Origin of the sequence: Roseateles hydrophilus (assembly GCF_026712245.1) — a bacterium.
In the GTDB taxonomy this organism is placed as follows: Bacteria; Pseudomonadota; Gammaproteobacteria; order Burkholderiales; family Burkholderiaceae_C; genus Pelomonas; species Pelomonas hydrophilus.
Genome location: NZ_JAPPUY010000005.1, coordinates 121,562 through 136,101, shown reverse-complemented (window position 1 = coordinate 136,101; position 14,540 = coordinate 121,562). Strand labels below are relative to the sequence as shown.

The window sequence follows — 14,540 nt, the reverse complement described above, 5'->3', positions numbered from 1 at the left end:
CGACATCCAAACCGCCCAACCAAAGGCACCTGCGATGTCCACCTCCTCCGACCTCCCCCTGGACCCCGATCGCCGGCAGCTGCTGGCACTCGGCGCCGGCCTCGGCACCGCCCTCGCTCTCCCACTGGCGGCAACGCTGGCTTCTCCCGGCGACGCCGTCGCCGCTCCTTCCTCCCCCCAACCCAAAGGCATGACCATGAGCACCATCACCACCAAGGACGGCACCACGATCTTCTACAAGGACTGGGGCCCCAAGAGCGCCCAGCCCATCGTCTTCCACCACGGCTGGCCGCTGTCCAGCGACGACTGGGACGCGCAGCTGCTGTTCTTCGTGCAGCGGGGCTTTCGCGTCGTCGCGCACGACCGCCGCGGCCACGGCCGCTCGGCCCAGGTCAGCGAGGGCCATGACATGGACCACTACGCCGCCGACGCCTTCGCCGTGGTCGAGCACCTGAACCTGCGCAATGCGGTGCACATCGGCCACTCCACGGGCGGCGGTGAAGTTGCACGTTATGTGGCCAAGCACGGTCAGCCAGCCGGCCGCGTGGCCAAGGCGGTGCTCGTGGCCGCGGTGCCGCCCATCATGGCCAAGACGGCCGCCTACCCCGACCACCTGCCCATCGAAGTCTTTGACGGCTTCCGCAAGGGCGTGGCCGACAACCGCGCGCAGATGTTCATGGACGTGCCCGCCGGCCCGTTCTACGGCTTCAACCGCCCCGGCGTGAAGCCGCTGCCGGGCGTCATCAACAACTGGTGGCGCCAGGGCATGATGGGCAGCGCCAAGGCCCACTACGAGGGCATCAAGGCCTTCTCCGAGACCGACCAGACCGAGGACCTGAAGGCCATCACCGTGCCCACGCTGGTGATGCACGGCGACGACGACCAGATCGTGCCCATCGCCAACTCCGCGCTCAAGGCCGTGAAGCTGCTGAAGAACGGCACGCTCAAGGTCTACCCGGGTCTGTCTCACGGCATGCTGACGGTGAACGCCGACCTGCTCAACGCCGACCTGCTGGCCTTCATCAAGGGCTGACGCCATGAAGACGCAGCGCCTGACCCATGCCAACGGGGCACCGGTGGCGGACAACCTCAACATCCAGACCGCCGGACCCCGCGGGCCGGCGCTGCTCCAAGACATCTGGCTGCTCGAGAAGCTCGCCCACTTCGACCGCGAGGTCATCCCCGAGCGGCGCATGCATGCCAAGGGCTCGGGGGCCTACGGCACGTTCACCGTCACGCAGGACATCCGCCGCTACACGCAGGCGGATCTCTTCTCCGAGATCGGCAAGCAGACCGAGGTGTTCGTGCGCTTCTCGACGGTGGCCGGCGAGCGCGGCGCTGCGGATGCCGAGCGCGACATCCGCGGCTTTGCCGTCAAGTTCTACACGCAGGAAGGCAACTGGGACCTGGTGGGCAACAACACGCCGGTGTTCTTCATGCGCGACCCGCTGCGCTTCCCGGACCTGAACCACGCCGTCAAGCGCGACCCCTGCACCAACCTGCGCAATGCCCAGAGCAACTGGGACTTCTGGACCCTGATGCCCGAGGCGCTCCACCAGGTCACCATCCTGATGAGCGACCGCGGCCTGCCCGACGGCTACCGCTTCATGCACGGCTTCGGCAGCCACACCTTCAGCTTCACCAATGTCGAGGGTGAGCGGCACTGGGTGAAGTTCCATTTCCGCAGCCAGCAGGGCGTGCGCTGGCTGAGTGACGCCCAGGCAGAAGCGCTGATCGGCCGCGACCGGGAAAGCGCCCAGCGCGACCTGTTCGATGCCATCGCTCGCGGCGACTTCCCACGCTGGACGCTGTGTGTGCAGATCATGACCGAGGACGAGGCCAACACCTGCCCCTTCAACCCCTTCGACCTGACCAAGGTCTGGCCGCATGCGGAGTACCCGCTGCACGAGGTCGGGGTGCTGGAGCTCAACCGCAATCCGGAGAACTACTTCGCCGAAGTGGAGCAAGCCGGCTTCTCACCCGCGCACCTGGTGCCCGGCATCGGCGTCTCGCCCGACAAGATGCTGCAGGCGCGGCTGTTCAGCTATGGCGACGCACTGCGCTACCGGCTCGGTGTGAACTTCAACCAGATCCCGGTGAACACGCCGCGCTGCCCGGTGCACAGCTTCCACCGCGACGGCGCGATGCGTGTGGACGGCAACCACGGCGCCACGCCCGGCTACGTGCCCAACAGCGGGGGCCTGTGGCCCGACCGCCAGCACCCGGCCGAGCCGCCGCTGCCGCTGCACGGAACGGCAACGCACTGGGACCACCGCGCGGACGACGACTGCTACAGCCAGGTCGCCGCCCTGTTCCGCCTGCTGCGCGCCGACGAGCGCCAGCGCCTCTTCGACAACACCGCCCGCGCCATGCAGGGCGTGAGCCGCGAGGTGCGCCAGCGCCACGTGGACAACTGCTACAAGGCCGACCCGGCCTATGGCGCCGGTGTCGCCATGGCCCTCGGCCTCCTCTGATTCCCTCCCCCGCAACCACCAAGGAACTCCCATGACCGCTCCCACCGCCACCGCCGCCCCCGGCGCCCGCCTGCTGAACCCGACCGACCACCTGCTGGTGCTGATCGACTTCCAGTCGCAGATGGCCTTTGCCACGCACTCCATCCCGGCCATCGAGCTGCGCAACAACGCCTCGCTGGTGGCCCAGGCTGCCGCAGGCTTCAAGGTGCCGACCATCCTCACCACGGTCGCCGAGAAGAGCTTCTCCGGCCCGATGTTCGACGAGGTGACCGCGCCCTTCGGCGGCCAGAAGATGCTGGACCGCACGTCCATGAACACCTGGGAAGACGCTGCCGTCATCACCGAGGTGAACCGCATCGCCAAGAAGCGCATCGTGCTGGCCGGCCTGTGGACCAGCGTCTGCATCGTCGGCCCGGCGCTGTCCGCGCTGGACCAGGGCTTCGAGGTCTACGTGATCACCGACGCCTGCGGCGATGTGTCGACCGAAGCGCATGAACGCGCCGTCGAGCGCATGGTGCAGGCTGGCGCCCAGCCCATCACCTCGCTGCAGTACCTGCTGGAACTGCAACGTGACTGGGCCCGCGGCGAGACCTATGAGCTGACCACCGGCATCGCCAAGAAGGTCGGCGGCGCCTACGGTATCGGCGTGACCTACGCCAAAACGATGTTTGGCGCCCACGAAGGCTAGAGCTGTCTGCCCCTCGCCTGGTCTTGCCCGGCTGAAAGCCGGCAAGCCCAGTCGGTCCCCCGTGGGGACGGCGATGCTTTCGGCATCGAGCCGAAAGCACATCGCCTGCCGGGCCGGCTTGGGGCGGCCCGGCGCTCGGCCCGCAACGCCGATGCACTCCAACTTCAAGAAGCACATAAGGACGCCGACGATGAAGCCCTACCTCCTCTCCGCCGCGGTCGGCCTGCTCGTCGGCGTCATCTACGCGCTGTTCAACGTGCGGTCACCGGCGCCGCCGGTGATCGCCCTGGTCGGGCTGCTCGGCATCCTGGCCGGCGAGCAGATCCCGCCGCTGGTCAAACGCTGGCTGGCGCCGCACCCGACCGAGACCTCCTGGCTGCACCACCAGGTCAAGCCGCACATGTTCGGCGAGCTGCCGCGCTGCGCGGACACCGCCACCCGACCCGACACGGAGCGCCGCCATGGCTGACCCTGATCTCATCCTGTTCAACGGCCGCTTCACGACGCTGAACCGTGCCCAGCCGGAAACGTCGGCCGTGGCCATCACCGCCGGGCGCTTTGCGGCCGTTGGGTCCAACGAATACGTGCTCGCCCTGGCCGGCCCGGCCACGCGCCGCATCGACCTGCAGGGCCGTCGCGCGCTGCCTGGCCTCATCGACAACCACCTGCACTTGATTCGCGGTGGCCTCAACTACAACCTCGAACTGCGTTGGGACGGCATGCGCAGCCTGGCCGACGCGATGGCCATGCTGAAGGCCCAGGTCGACATCACACCCGCGCCGCAGTGGGTGCGCGTGGTGGGCGGCTTCACCGAGCACCAGTTCGCCGAGAAGCGCCTGCCCACGCTCGCCGAGCTCAACGCGGTGGCGCCCGACACGCCGGTCTTCATACTGCACCTCTACGACCGCGCCCTGCTCAACGGTGCCGCCCTGCGCGCCGTGGGCTACACCAAGGACACGCCCGCGCCGCCCGGCAGCGAGATCGTTCGCGACAGCGCCGGCAACCCGACGGGGCTGCTGCTGGCCAAGCCCAATGCCGCCATCCTCTACGCCACGCTCGCGCGCGGGCCGAAGCTGCCGCCCGACTACCAGCTCAACAGCACGCGCCACTTCATGCGCGAGCTCAACCGGCTGGGCGTGACGGGCGCCATCGACGCCGGCGGCGGCTTCCAGAACTACCCCGAGGACTACGCCATCGTCCAGCAGCTCGCCGACGCCGGCCAGCTCACCGTGCGCCTGGCCTACAACCTCTTCACGCAGAAGGCCAAGCAGGAGAAGGACGACTTCCTGCGCTGGACGAGCAGCGTGACCTACAAGCAGGGCGACGAGTACTTCCGCCACAACGGCGCCGGCGAAATGCTGGTGTTCTCGGCGGCCGACTTCGAGGACTTCCGCGAACCCCGCCCCGAGATGAGCGCCGCGATGGAGCCGGAGCTGGAGGAGGTCGTGCGCATCCTGGCCCAGAACAAGTGGCCCTGGCGCATGCACGCCACCTACGACGAGACGATCAGCCGCGCGCTGGATGTCTTCGAGAAGGTGCACCGCGACACGCCCATCGACGGCCTGCACTGGTTCTTCGACCATGCCGAGACCATCTCCGAACGCTCCATGGACCGCATCGCGGCCCTGGGCGGTGGCGTGGCCGTGCAGCACCGCATGGCCTACCAGGGCGAGTACTTCGTCGAGCGCTACGGCGCGCGCGCCGCCGAGGCCACGCCGCCGGTCGCGAAGCTGCTGGAGAAGGGCGTGCGCACGTCCGCCGGCACCGACGCCACGCGAGTCGCCTCCTACAACCCCTGGGTGTCGCTGTCATGGCTGATCACTGGCAAGACGGTTGGCGGCCTGCAGATCACGCCGCAGCGCAACTGCCTGAGCCGCGAAGCAGCCCTGCGGATGTGGACGGAGAACGTCACCTGGTTCAGCAATGAAGAAGGCAAGAAAGGCCGCATCGAGGTGGGGCAGTTCGCCGACCTCGTCGTGCCCGACCGCGACTTCTTCGCCTGCGCCGAATCGGACATTGCCGACACCACGGCGCTGCTGACCATGGTCGGTGGCCGCATCGTCTGGGGCGCCGGGCCGTTTGCGCCGCTGGACGAAGCCCCGCCGCCACCCGCCATGCCGGACTGGTCGCCGGTGCGCCGCTGGGGTGGCTACGGTGCCTGGGGCGCCTACCGCGAAGGCGGCGAGGGCGCGCCGCCGTTGAGCGCCGCCGCGCTGGCCGCTGCCTGCGCCTGTGCCACCGCCTGCCAGGTGCATGGCCACGCCCATGCGCAGGCCTGGGGGGCGAACACGCCGGTCAGCGATGACGCCGGCTTCTGGGGCGCCCTGGGCTGCGCCTGCTGGGCGGTGTGAGCATGCGCCTGCACCGCGCCCTGCACGGCCTTGCGCTGCTGGCCCTGTGCGCCGCCTACCTGGAAGGCGGCCTCAGCAAGCTGATGGACTTCCCCGGCGCGCTGGCCGAGATGCAGCACTTCGGGCTGGAGCCGGCCGCGCCCCTGGCGGTCGCCGTCATCGCGCTGGAGCTCGGCGCCTCGGCCCTGGTGTTGAGCGGCCGCCTGCGATGGCTCGGTGCGCTGGCGCTGGGCGCCTTCACCGTGGCGGCCAGCGTCGTGGCGAATGACTTCTGGGCGATGAGCGGCCCCGAGCGCACGCCCGCGATGCACGCCTTCTTCGAGCACCTGGGCCTGGCCGGCGGCTTCGCGCTGGTGGCCTGGCATGACCTCATCACGCCAGAGGCGCCGCATGCCGGCCGCTGACGAAGGCGCCTTCGCCCCGCTGCGCGAGCGCGTGTTCGCCGTGCTGTGGCTGGCCACGGTGCTGGGCAACATGGGCAGCTTCATGCGCGACGTGGCCAGCGCGTGGCTCGCCACCGAGCTGAGCACCAGCCCCACGGCGGTGGCCGCCGTGCAGGCTGCGGCGGCGCTGCCGGTGTTCCTGTTCGCGATACCCGCCGGCGTACTGGCCGACATCCTCGACCGCCGCCGCCTGCTGATTGCGGTGCAACTGCTGCTGGCCGGGGTGAGCGCCACCCTGATGGTGCTGGCCCACACCCAGCGGCTGGACATGACCTCGTTGCTGGTGCTGACCTTCATCGGCGGCACGGGCGCCGCGCTGATGGCGCCCACCTGGCAGTCCATCGTGCCCGCGCTCGTGCCCAAGGCACAGCTGCGCTCGGCCGTGGCGCTGAACTCGCTGGGCGTGAACCTGTCGCGCGCCATCGGCCCGGCAGCGGGCGGCCTGCTGCTGGCGGCCTGGGGCGCGGCCTTCACCTACGGCGTGGACCTGCTGACCTATGTGCTGGTGATCAGCGCGCTGCTGTGGTGGCGCCCGCCGCCCGCCGCGGCCGACCCGCTGGCCGAGGTGTTCGGCGGCGCGCTGCGCACGGGGCTGCGGCATGCGCTGGCCAATGCCGACCTGCAGCGGGTGCTGGCGCGGGCGGCGCTGTTCTTCGCGCTGTCCAGCGCGGCCTGGGCCTTGTTGCCGCTCGTCGGGCGACAGCTGCTCGGCAGTGGCGCGGCGTTCTACGGCGTGATGCTGGGCGCCGTCGGCGTGGGCGCGATTGCCGGCGCGTTGCTGCTGCCGCGCTTGCGCCCGCACCTCGGGCCCGACGGCCTGATGACCGCGGCGGCACTGCTGTGCGCGGCCGTGCTGGCCATGCTGGCCAGCGCACCGCCGGCGGCTGTCGCCCTCGTGGCGCTGCTGGGGCTGGGCGGCGCCTGGATCGTTGCATTGACGACGCTCGGCGCCATCACGCAGGCCGTGCTGCCAAACTGGGTGCGCGGCCGAGGGCTGGCCGTCTACCTCACCGTGTTCAATGGGGCGCTCGCCGCCGGCAGCCTCGCCTGGGGTACCGTGGCGCAAGGCCTGGGCCTGGTGCCCGCGCTCGGCCTGGCCGCCGCGCTGCTGGTGCTGGGCGCCGCACTCGCCCGCCGCTGGCCGCTACCCGCCGGCGACGAGGTGCTCGACCCCGCCCATGCCTGGCCCGAGCCCACGCTCGCGCAGCCCGTGAGCGCCGACCGCGGGCCGGTGCTGGTGCTGGTGGCCTACCGCATCGCCCCGGCCGACCGGCCTGCCGCACTGGACCTGCTGCACGCGCTGGCCCGCCACCGGCGCGGCGACGGCGCCAGCGCCTGGGGCCTCACCGAAGACAGCGCCGACCCACAGGCCCTGGTGGAGTGGTTCATGCTGCCCTCCTGGCAGGAGCATCTGCGCCAGCACCACCGCGCCAGCCACGCCGCCGCCGCCTTGCAGGCCTCGCTGCGCGCCCTGCACCAGGCCACCGAGCCGCCCACCGTGCGGCACCTCATCACCCTCCGCCCCCACGACCTGCAGGACACCCCGCCATGAAAGACCTCGACCTCGCCCGCCAACACCGCCAGGCCCCGCTCGCCACCCCCGGCACGCTGGGTGCCGACGCCCGCCACGACCTGAGCGCCGCGCTGAACCAGCTGCTGGCCGACGTGTGGGCGCTCTACCTGAAGACCAAGAACTTCCACTGGCACATGTGGGGCCCGTCCTTCCCGAGCTACCACGCGCTGCTGGACGACCAGTCCGGCCAGCTCTTCGCCATGACGGACATGCTGGCCGAGCGCGTGCGCAAGCTGGGCGGCAGCACGCTGCGCTCCATCGGCCACATCGCCCGGTTGCAGCGCGTGGCGGACAACGATGCCGACCTGGTGCAACCCGGCGGCATGCTGGCCGAGCTGTGCGAGGACAACCGGCGCCTGGCCGACTGGCTGCGCGCCGTGCACGCGCTGTGCGACACGCATGGCGACATCGCCACCGCCAGCCTCGTGGAGAACTGGCTGGAGGAGACCGAGCAGCGGGTGTGGTTCCTGTTCGAGTCGGGCCGGCACTGAAGGGGCAGACATGCACGCCGGCCACCACCGCCTCCAGGAGCTCTTCGACCAGCTCGGCCTGCCCTCCGAGCCGCAGGCCATCGACGACTTCATCACCCGGCACCGGCCCGATGCCCTCGGCTGCGCGCTGCCCGATGCCCCCGTGTGGACGCCGGCTCAGGCCGCGTTCCTGCGCGAGGCCATCGCGGCCGACGCCGACTGGGCGCTGCCCGCCGAATGGCTGGCGCAGGCGCTGTGTGCGCCCGGTCAGGACCGGATCTTGTAGCCCTTCTTAAGCAGTGTCAGGGCCAGGCCCGCCGTCACCGCGAAGCTCGTCGCCACCACCGCGAAGCTCAGCCAGGGCGACACGTCGCTCACGCCGAAGAAACCGCGCCTAAAGCCGTCAATCATGTAGAAGAACGGGTTCAAGTGGCTCACCGTCTGCCAGAAGCCCGGCAGCGAGTGCACCGAGTAGAAGACCCCCGACAGGAAGGTCATGGGCATGATGATGAAGTTCTGGAAGGCGGCGAGCTGGTCGAACTTCTCGGCCCACAGGCCCGCGATCAGGCCCAGCGTGCCCATCAGGCCGGCGCCCAGCACGGTGAAGGTCAGCACCCACAGCAGGTTGTCCAGGCCCGGCGGCGCGAACCAGGCGGTGACGAGCAGCACGCCCGTACCGACTGCGAGGCCGCGCACGATGGCGGCGCCCACGTAAGCCACGAACCAGGCCAGCGGCGACAGCGGCGTGAGCAGCAGGAAAACGAGGTTTCCCGTGATCTTGCTCTGGATGAGGCTGGACGAGCTGTTGGCGAACGCGTTCTGCAGCACGCTCATCATCACCAAGCCCGGGATGAGGAACTGCGTGTAGCCCACCGTCTCGTAGACCTTCACGTGGTCTTCCAGCGTGTGGCCGAACACCAGCAGGTACATGCACGCGGTGAGCACCGGCGCGGCCACGGTCTGGAAGCTGACCTTCCAGAAGCGCAGCACTTCTTTCTTGAACAGAGTGGACGCGCCGTTCATGCGTGCTCCCCTTGCATGATGTTGAGGAACACGTCTTCGAGGTCGGCGCGGCCGATCTCCAGGTCTTCGACCGGCACGCCGGCTGCGCGCAGCGTGGCCAGGGTCGTTTCCACCTCGGCGGCGTCATGCGCCGTGACCTGCACGATGCGCCCGGTCACGCGAGCCCGCGCGGCCACCTCGGCGGGCAGCGCGGCGTCAGTCTTGAAGCGCAGCATGGTGTGCGCCGTGCCGGCCAGCAGCTGCGAGGTGCGGTCCAGCGCCACCAGACGCCCGCCCTTGAGCATGCCGATGCGCTGGCACAGCGCCTCGGCTTCTTCGAGGTAGTGCGTGGTCAGCAGCACCGTGTGGCCTTCCTTGTTCAGGCGGGCGATGAACTGCCACAGCGTCTGGCGCAGCTCCACGTCCACGCCCGCCGTGGGCTCATCCAGCACGATGACCGGCGGGCGGTGCACCAGCGCCTGCGCCACCAGCACGCGGCGCTTCATGCCACCCGAGAGCTGGCGCATGTTGGCATTGGCCTTGTCGGCCAGGCCCAGGTTGGCCAGCAACTCGTCGATCCAGTCGTCGTTGTGCTTGACGCCGAAGTAGCCGCTTTGAATGCGCAGCGATTCGCGCACGCTGAAGAACGGGTCGAACACCAGCTCCTGCGGCACCACGCCCAGCGCCTTGCGGGCCGCGGCGTAGTCGTCCACCACGTCGTGGCCCATCACGCGCACGCGGCCTTCGGTGGCTCTCGCCAGCCCGGCCAGCACGCTGATCAGCGTGGTCTTGCCCGCGCCGTTGGGGCCGAGCAGACCGAAGAACTCGCCGCAGGGGATGTCGAAGCTGACGCCGTTCAGCGCCTTGACCTGCCCCCCCCGGTAGGTTTTCTTGACGTTCTCGAAGGCAATGGCGGGAGGCGATGAGGTCGGGCTCGGCATGGCGGCGGATTCTAGGGAGGCCAGGCATCGCCCCTGGCCCGACAGGCGGCGTCGCTTTGTGCTGCGCGCGCGGGCGCCCGCGCGGGTTCGCTGCCAGAATCCACGGGCTCATGCCCGCCCCCAAGAAACCCCGCCGCACCGCCGAACGCATCCTGGAGGTCACGCTGGACCTCTTCAACCGTTTCGGCGAACCCAATGTGTCGACCACGCTGATCTCGGCCGAGCTCAAGATCAGCCCGGGCAACCTGTACTACCACTACCCGGCCAAGGACGAGCTGGTCAACGCGCTGTTCGGCCGCTACGAGGCCGAGCTGAACGAGCTGCTGGCCGCGGCCGACAACGTGCGCAACGTGGAGGACGCCTGGCTGTTCTTCCACATGCTGTTCGAGCTGATCTGGAAGCACCGCTTCCTGTACCGCGACCTGAACGACCTGCTGTTCAAGAACCGCAAGCTGGAGACGCACTTCCAGAGCCTGCTGGCCGCCAAGGAACAGGCCATGCGCCATGTGCTGTCGGGCCTGCACCTGGGCGGCGGGCTGAAGATGGAGCTGCGCGACGCGGCGCCGACGGCCAATGCGATGGTCGTCGTCGTCAGCTACTGGCTGAGCTATGAATACGTGCGCGACCCGCGCCATGCGCTGGAGCCCGAGCGCGCCGGCGCGGCGCTGCTGCGCGGCGCCTTCCATGCGCTGAGCCTGCTGCTACCCTACCTGGAGCCCGCCTCGCGGGACCACCTCTTCCAGCTCGCCGGTCAATACCAACAACCCTCCTAGGAGACACGCCATGGCCAAGTGGACCGCCTTCCCCTACGACAACAGCGCGTTTGTCTACACGCCGGCCACGCTGAAGAAGCACTGGGCCCGGCTGCATGCGGGCGACGCCGAGCCCTTCCCCAAGGACGCCGACGTCGTGCAGGCCTGGATCCACTTCCACGCCGGGGACTTCAAGGCCGCCTACGACGCCGGCCTGGCCGCGGGCGGCGCCGGCCTCACGGTAGCCAACAAGGCCCAGGGCATCTACGCCAACTACCTCGAAAAGAAAGAGGCGGTGAAGCTGGAGATGTTCCTGGAGATCGCCGAGCGCGCGGAAGGCCAGCAGGCCGAAGATCCCAAGAACGCCAACGCCTACTACTGGCAAGCCTACGCCCTGGGCCGCTACGGCCAGGGCATCAGCGTGGCCAAGGCGCTGGCGCAGGGCCTGGGCACCAAGGTCAAGGGCGCGCTGGAAACCACCCTCAAGCTCGCCCCCAAGCACGCCGACGCGCACATCGCGCTGGGCGCCTTCCATGCCGAGGTCATCGACAAGGTCGGCAAGCTGCTGGGCAAGACGCAGGGCGCCGACACCGCCACCGGGCTGAAGATGTTCGAGCAGGCCCTCAAGCTCAACCCGACCAGCGCCATCGCGATGATCGAGCGCGCCAACGGGCTGGTCATGCTGGAGGGCGACAAGCGCCTGAAGGAGGCAGAACAGCTCTACGCTGCCGCCGCCGCCTGCGAAGCCATGGACGCGATGGAGCTGCTGGACATCGAAGTGGCCCGCGAAGAGCTGGAAGACTGAGTCCCCACTGCCCGGCGCCCCTCGGGCGAACCCTGAGGCCAGGGACGGGTGGCCGCGCCGGAACCGGACTTTTTTCACAGCCCATCGAAGCAGCCGTGACGCAGTTCACACCCGGCCTACCCGTAGTTCCGGGGGTGCGCGTCAAGAGCCGGACACGTAAGCTTCATGCCACTCCCACCCTTCTCACGAGACAAGCGCCATGAAGTTTCTGATCCCCGCCCTCGCCGCCGTTGCCGCCTTCTCCGCACAGGCTGGCAAGCAGTTGACCGAGCAATCCGTGCAGTCCGAACTGCGTGCCGAGTGCGCCCAGAGCTACAGCGATACCAGCAGCATCGGCACGCCGGTCGCGTCCAACGAGTACCAGTTCGTGTACGCCAACGGCAAGTACAAGGGCGAAGCCCGCCCCGGCAAGCTGCTGCCCTGCACCTCGCAGCAGTACGCCGCCTACCTGGACAACAAGGCCGACCCGGCCAAGGTGATGGCCGCCTACCCGACCGCCGCCGGCCGCCCCACCACCAAGAAGAAGGCCGAGCCCAAGGCTGAGCCCTTCCGTCTGTAATCCCCCAGGCCTGGCCAAGAATAAGGCGCTCCTCGGAGCGCCTTTTTTCTTGGCCGAACCCGGCGGCGCGGTCAGCCTGCGTCCACCTCGCCGGGCCAGGGCATCATCATCGCCAGCATCAGCAGCTTCTCGAACTCCGGCGCGAAGTTGGCCACCACGGCCTCGGGATCGGGGCACAGGCCGGTGTCGGTGATCAGGCCGAACTGCACGCGGCCGGCGTAGGTCAGGATGGACAGGCCCAGGCCGATGTCGCCCGACTGCGGCACCCAGAACATCACCTTCTCCACGGTGGAGCCGCAGAACTTCAGCGCCTCGGCCGGGCCCGGCACGTTGGTCATCACGGCCGTGGCCTTCTTGGCGAACAGGTTCAGCATCGCATGCTGCACCGGCTTGATCAGCAGCCCCGCCACCGACAGCAGCCCGAAGGCCATCACCGGCTGGAAGCTGCCCTTGAGCTCGTTCATGCGCGCCCGCACCGCAAACAGCCGCTCCACCGGGTTGGCAATGCCGATGGGCAGCACCAGCGGCACCAGCCCGAAGCGGTTGCCCAGCTGCCAGGCTTGCTCCAGCGGCCGCAGGTTGACGGGCACCATCGCGCGGATCTCCTTGCCCGCCGGGTCTTCGCCGCGGTCGGCCAGGTACTTGCCGATGGCGCCGGCCGCGCAAGCCAGCAGCACGTCGTTGATGGACGCGCCCAACGCGCGGCCGACGGCCTTGACCTCATCCAGCGCCAGGCGGTCGTCCCAGGCCACCGTCTTCTTCGTGCCGGGCTTGCCCTTGAGGCGGGTGGGCGAGTCGTCCGGCATCAGCGCGAAGGCCGCCACGTCGGACACCGCCTGGTAGCCCATGCGCGCCATCTCCAGCGAAGAGTCCACCGGCGTGCTGCCGCTCATCGCCAGGTCCATGCCCTTGGACATGCCCTTGCCAGCCAGGCCGATGGCCTTGACCGTCATGTTGCTCATGGGGCGCAGGAAGGCGTCGAGCAGCCAGTCCGCCTCGTGCGGGGCCTCGGCCTCGCGGGCCTGGCGCTGCGGCGGCGCCTTGCCGCCGTCGGTGATGGACAGCATCACCGCGATCAGCGCGATGCCGTCGGCAATGCAGTGGTGCACGCGGCAGATCAGCGCGCTCGACCCATCGCCCATGTCCTCGATCAGCTGCATCTGCCACAGCGGGTGGGCCGGGTCCAGCGGCTGGCTGCAGAGCTGGCCCACGCGTTCGCGCAGCACCTCGTCGCGGCTCTGGCCGCGCAGCGGCAGCGGCACTTCGGCGACCACATGGCGGGCGATGTCGAAATCGCGGTCGGCTACCCATTGCGCGCCCAGCAGCGAGTCCTCCACCACCTTCTGGCGGAAGCGCGGGTACTTCAGCAGCCGCTCGGCCACGCGCTCGCGCAGCGCCGTCAGTGCAATGCCGGGGCGGATGGACCACACCCCGACGATCATCATCAGGTTGGCCTCGGTGTCCATGCGCAGCCAGGCGGTATCCACCTTGGACATGCGTTCGCTGTGTGCGGCCAAATGCGTCTCCTCGATGCCTTGTTATGCGGGCCTAAACTGCGCAGCCCGTTGAGCGATTGTCACGAGAATCGCATTCCGAATTCAGCCTGGAGAACCCCGTGAGCCTGAAAGACCAATTCGAAGCCGCCGTCGCCGAGTCGAAGAACCTGCCCGAGCGCCCGGACAACATGACGCTGCTGAAGCTCTACGCGCTCTACAAGCAGGGCAGCGCCGGCGATGTGCAGGACAAGCGCCCCGGCTTCACCGACATGGTGGGCCGCGCCAAGTGGGATGCCTGGAACGAACTCAAGGGCACCTCGGCCGATGACGCCATGCAGCAGTACATCGACCTGATCGAGAGCCTGAAGTAAGACCCCTCGCCCAGGCTGACGACGCTGAACGCGAGTCAGCCTGGTCGGTCCCCCGAGGGGACAGCGATGCTCGGCGGATTGACCGCCAAGCACATCGCCCGAGGGCCGGCTTGGGACCGGCCCGGCGCTCGGCCCTCGCCAAAACACCCCCCGCAAACAACCGGCCGCTCAGGCCGGTTTTTTCTTGGCCGGCGCCTTCTTCTTGCTGCCGGCCAGCAGCGCGTCGAGCTCCTTCTGGATCTCGGCCTCGATGGTGGCCTTGAACGCGCCCAGCAGGAAACCCAGCTGCGCCACCAGCTCGAAGCGGCTGGCCGTGACGGTCAGCTCGCCGCTCACGCCCGAACGCGTGAAGCTCACGGTGTCCTCGTCCTCGCCTTCGTGCACCGTGCAGTCCATGTCGAACTTCTGCTCGACCTGCTCGGCCCACTGCCAGGCAATCTCGCGGGCCTTCTTGAGGCCCAGCTCGTGGTCACGGTGAATGCGGATCTCGGCCACGCGGCTCTCCTCGTTGGTGCAGCGCCGCACTCTACGGCAGAAGCCAAGCGTCACACCCTGACTTCGCGTTTGCACGCATACTCCGGCGCCGCGAGCGCGGGCCAGCCGAGCCCGCCCGCT

Annotated in this window: 17 protein-coding genes; 13 read left to right on the top strand and 4 right to left on the bottom strand. The window is 69.2% G+C overall.

Going from position 1 to position 14,540, the window contains the following annotated elements:
• The first annotated feature begins 196 nt into the window (after positions 1 to 196).
• The 9 genes from NYO99_RS18515 (at position 197) to NYO99_RS18475 (ending at position 8,285) form a co-directional block, all read left to right on the top strand.
• Positions 197 to 1,033, top strand: a complete 837-nt coding sequence (locus NYO99_RS18515; RefSeq protein WP_268168758.1) for an alpha/beta fold hydrolase — start codon at positions 197 to 199, stop codon at positions 1,031 to 1,033.
• 4 nt (positions 1,034 to 1,037) lie between these two features.
• Positions 1,038 to 2,474 carry a catalase gene (locus tag NYO99_RS18510; protein ID WP_268168757.1) on the top strand — a complete coding sequence of 479 codons (1,437 nt, stop codon included), beginning with the start codon at positions 1,038 to 1,040 and terminating at the stop codon, positions 2,472 to 2,474.
• Positions 2,475 to 2,505: 31 nt separating this feature from the next.
• A complete protein-coding gene (locus NYO99_RS18505) occupies positions 2,506 to 3,162 on the top strand; it encodes a hydrolase (protein WP_268168756.1) in 657 nt (218 codons plus the stop codon).
• A 190-nt stretch (positions 3,163 to 3,352) separates the two neighbouring features.
• Entirely contained in the window at positions 3,353 to 3,631 is a 279-nt protein-coding gene (locus NYO99_RS18500; protein WP_268168755.1) for a XapX domain-containing protein, read from the top strand.
• Complete coding sequence (locus NYO99_RS18495; RefSeq protein WP_268168754.1) at positions 3,624 to 5,513, top strand: amidohydrolase; 1,890 nt, start codon at positions 3,624 to 3,626, stop codon at positions 5,511 to 5,513. The genes NYO99_RS18500 and NYO99_RS18495 overlap by 8 nt, the downstream gene beginning before the upstream one ends.
• A gap of 2 nt (positions 5,514 to 5,515) precedes the next feature.
• Positions 5,516 to 5,917, top strand: coding sequence for a DoxX family protein (locus NYO99_RS18490; protein ID WP_268168753.1), 402 nt, complete (start codon positions 5,516 to 5,518; stop codon positions 5,915 to 5,917).
• On the top strand, positions 5,904 to 7,508 hold the full coding sequence (locus NYO99_RS18485; protein WP_268168751.1) for an MFS transporter: 1,605 nt from the start codon (positions 5,904 to 5,906) through the stop codon (positions 7,506 to 7,508). The genes NYO99_RS18490 and NYO99_RS18485 overlap by 14 nt, the downstream gene beginning before the upstream one ends.
• A complete protein-coding gene (locus NYO99_RS18480) occupies positions 7,505 to 8,020 on the top strand; it encodes a Dps family protein (RefSeq protein WP_268168750.1) in 516 nt (171 codons plus the stop codon). The genes NYO99_RS18485 and NYO99_RS18480 overlap by 4 nt, the downstream gene beginning before the upstream one ends.
• Positions 8,021 to 8,030: 10 nt before the next feature.
• Positions 8,031 to 8,285 (top strand): DUF2789 family protein, encoded by a 255-nt coding sequence (locus NYO99_RS18475; protein ID WP_268168749.1) that lies wholly within the window; start codon positions 8,031 to 8,033, stop codon positions 8,283 to 8,285.
• Here the strand turns inward: NYO99_RS18475 and NYO99_RS18470 are convergent.
• Positions 8,267 to 9,022 (bottom strand): ABC transporter permease, encoded by a 756-nt coding sequence (locus tag NYO99_RS18470; RefSeq protein ID WP_268168748.1) that lies wholly within the window; start codon positions 9,020 to 9,022, stop codon positions 8,267 to 8,269. The genes NYO99_RS18475 and NYO99_RS18470 overlap by 19 nt on opposite strands.
• Positions 9,019 to 9,942: an ABC transporter ATP-binding protein gene (locus tag NYO99_RS18465; protein WP_268168747.1), complete on the bottom strand. Its 924-nt coding sequence runs from the start codon at positions 9,940 to 9,942 to the stop codon at positions 9,019 to 9,021. Before NYO99_RS18465 ends, NYO99_RS18470 begins: the two co-directional genes overlap by 4 nt.
• A gap of 110 nt (positions 9,943 to 10,052) precedes the next feature.
• On the opposite strand from NYO99_RS18465, the gene NYO99_RS18460 reads away from it, so the two are divergent.
• The 3 genes from NYO99_RS18460 (at position 10,053) to NYO99_RS18450 (ending at position 12,058) form a co-directional block, all read left to right on the top strand.
• Entirely contained in the window at positions 10,053 to 10,715 is a 663-nt protein-coding gene (locus NYO99_RS18460; RefSeq protein WP_268168746.1) for a TetR/AcrR family transcriptional regulator, read from the top strand.
• A 10-nt stretch (positions 10,716 to 10,725) separates the two neighbouring features.
• Positions 10,726 to 11,499, top strand: coding sequence for a tetratricopeptide repeat protein (locus NYO99_RS18455; RefSeq protein ID WP_268168745.1), 774 nt, complete (start codon positions 10,726 to 10,728; stop codon positions 11,497 to 11,499).
• A 199-nt stretch (positions 11,500 to 11,698) separates the two neighbouring features.
• The gene (locus tag NYO99_RS18450; RefSeq protein WP_268168744.1) at positions 11,699 to 12,058 is read left to right on the top strand and encodes a hypothetical protein; all 360 of its coding nucleotides are present in this window, start codon (positions 11,699 to 11,701) and stop codon (positions 12,056 to 12,058) included.
• 71 nt (positions 12,059 to 12,129) lie between these two features.
• Here the strand turns inward: NYO99_RS18450 and NYO99_RS18445 are convergent, their stop codons facing one another.
• Positions 12,130 to 13,554 carry a wax ester/triacylglycerol synthase family O-acyltransferase gene (locus NYO99_RS18445; RefSeq protein WP_268168982.1) on the bottom strand — a complete coding sequence of 475 codons (1,425 nt, stop codon included), beginning with the start codon at positions 13,552 to 13,554 and terminating at the stop codon, positions 12,130 to 12,132.
• A 119-nt stretch (positions 13,555 to 13,673) separates the two neighbouring features.
• On the opposite strand from NYO99_RS18445, the gene NYO99_RS18440 reads away from it, so the two are divergent.
• Positions 13,674 to 13,925: an acyl-CoA-binding protein gene (locus NYO99_RS18440; RefSeq protein ID WP_268168743.1), complete on the top strand. Its 252-nt coding sequence runs from the start codon at positions 13,674 to 13,676 to the stop codon at positions 13,923 to 13,925.
• A gap of 168 nt (positions 13,926 to 14,093) precedes the next feature.
• Here NYO99_RS18440 and NYO99_RS18435 read toward each other — a convergent pair whose 3' ends face one another.
• The gene (locus NYO99_RS18435) at positions 14,094 to 14,420 is read right to left on the bottom strand and encodes a polyhydroxyalkanoic acid system family protein (RefSeq protein WP_268168742.1); all 327 of its coding nucleotides are present in this window, start codon (positions 14,418 to 14,420) and stop codon (positions 14,094 to 14,096) included.
• Positions 14,421 to 14,540 lie beyond the last annotated feature (120 nt).

What these genes read in the sequence shown, in the direction of transcription:
- NYO99_RS18445 (WP_268168982.1), bottom strand. Translation starts at nt 13,554, where the DNA reads ATGTCCAAGGTGGATACCGCCTGGCTGCGCATGGACACCGAGGCCAAC.
- NYO99_RS18495 (WP_268168754.1), top strand. Translation starts at nt 3,624, where the DNA reads ATGGCTGACCCTGATCTCATCCTGTTCAACGGCCGCTTCACGACGCTG.
- NYO99_RS18500 (WP_268168755.1), top strand. Translation starts at nt 3,353, where the DNA reads ATGAAGCCCTACCTCCTCTCCGCCGCGGTCGGCCTGCTCGTCGGCGTC.
- NYO99_RS18515 (WP_268168758.1), top strand. Translation starts at nt 197, where the DNA reads ATGAGCACCATCACCACCAAGGACGGCACCACGATCTTCTACAAGGAC.
- NYO99_RS18465 (WP_268168747.1), bottom strand. Translation starts at nt 9,942, where the DNA reads ATGCCGAGCCCGACCTCATCGCCTCCCGCCATTGCCTTCGAGAACGTC.
- NYO99_RS18470 (WP_268168748.1), bottom strand. Translation starts at nt 9,022, where the DNA reads ATGAACGGCGCGTCCACTCTGTTCAAGAAAGAAGTGCTGCGCTTCTGG.
- NYO99_RS18485 (WP_268168751.1), top strand. Translation starts at nt 5,904, where the DNA reads ATGCCGGCCGCTGACGAAGGCGCCTTCGCCCCGCTGCGCGAGCGCGTG.
- NYO99_RS18460 (WP_268168746.1), top strand. Translation starts at nt 10,053, where the DNA reads ATGCCCGCCCCCAAGAAACCCCGCCGCACCGCCGAACGCATCCTGGAG.
- NYO99_RS18490 (WP_268168753.1), top strand. Translation starts at nt 5,516, where the DNA reads ATGCGCCTGCACCGCGCCCTGCACGGCCTTGCGCTGCTGGCCCTGTGC.
- NYO99_RS18475 (WP_268168749.1), top strand. Translation starts at nt 8,031, where the DNA reads ATGCACGCCGGCCACCACCGCCTCCAGGAGCTCTTCGACCAGCTCGGC.
- NYO99_RS18450 (WP_268168744.1), top strand. Translation starts at nt 11,699, where the DNA reads ATGAAGTTTCTGATCCCCGCCCTCGCCGCCGTTGCCGCCTTCTCCGCA.
- NYO99_RS18505 (WP_268168756.1), top strand. Translation starts at nt 2,506, where the DNA reads ATGACCGCTCCCACCGCCACCGCCGCCCCCGGCGCCCGCCTGCTGAAC.
- NYO99_RS18510 (WP_268168757.1), top strand. Translation starts at nt 1,038, where the DNA reads ATGAAGACGCAGCGCCTGACCCATGCCAACGGGGCACCGGTGGCGGAC.
- NYO99_RS18455 (WP_268168745.1), top strand. Translation starts at nt 10,726, where the DNA reads ATGGCCAAGTGGACCGCCTTCCCCTACGACAACAGCGCGTTTGTCTAC.
- NYO99_RS18480 (WP_268168750.1), top strand. Translation starts at nt 7,505, where the DNA reads ATGAAAGACCTCGACCTCGCCCGCCAACACCGCCAGGCCCCGCTCGCC.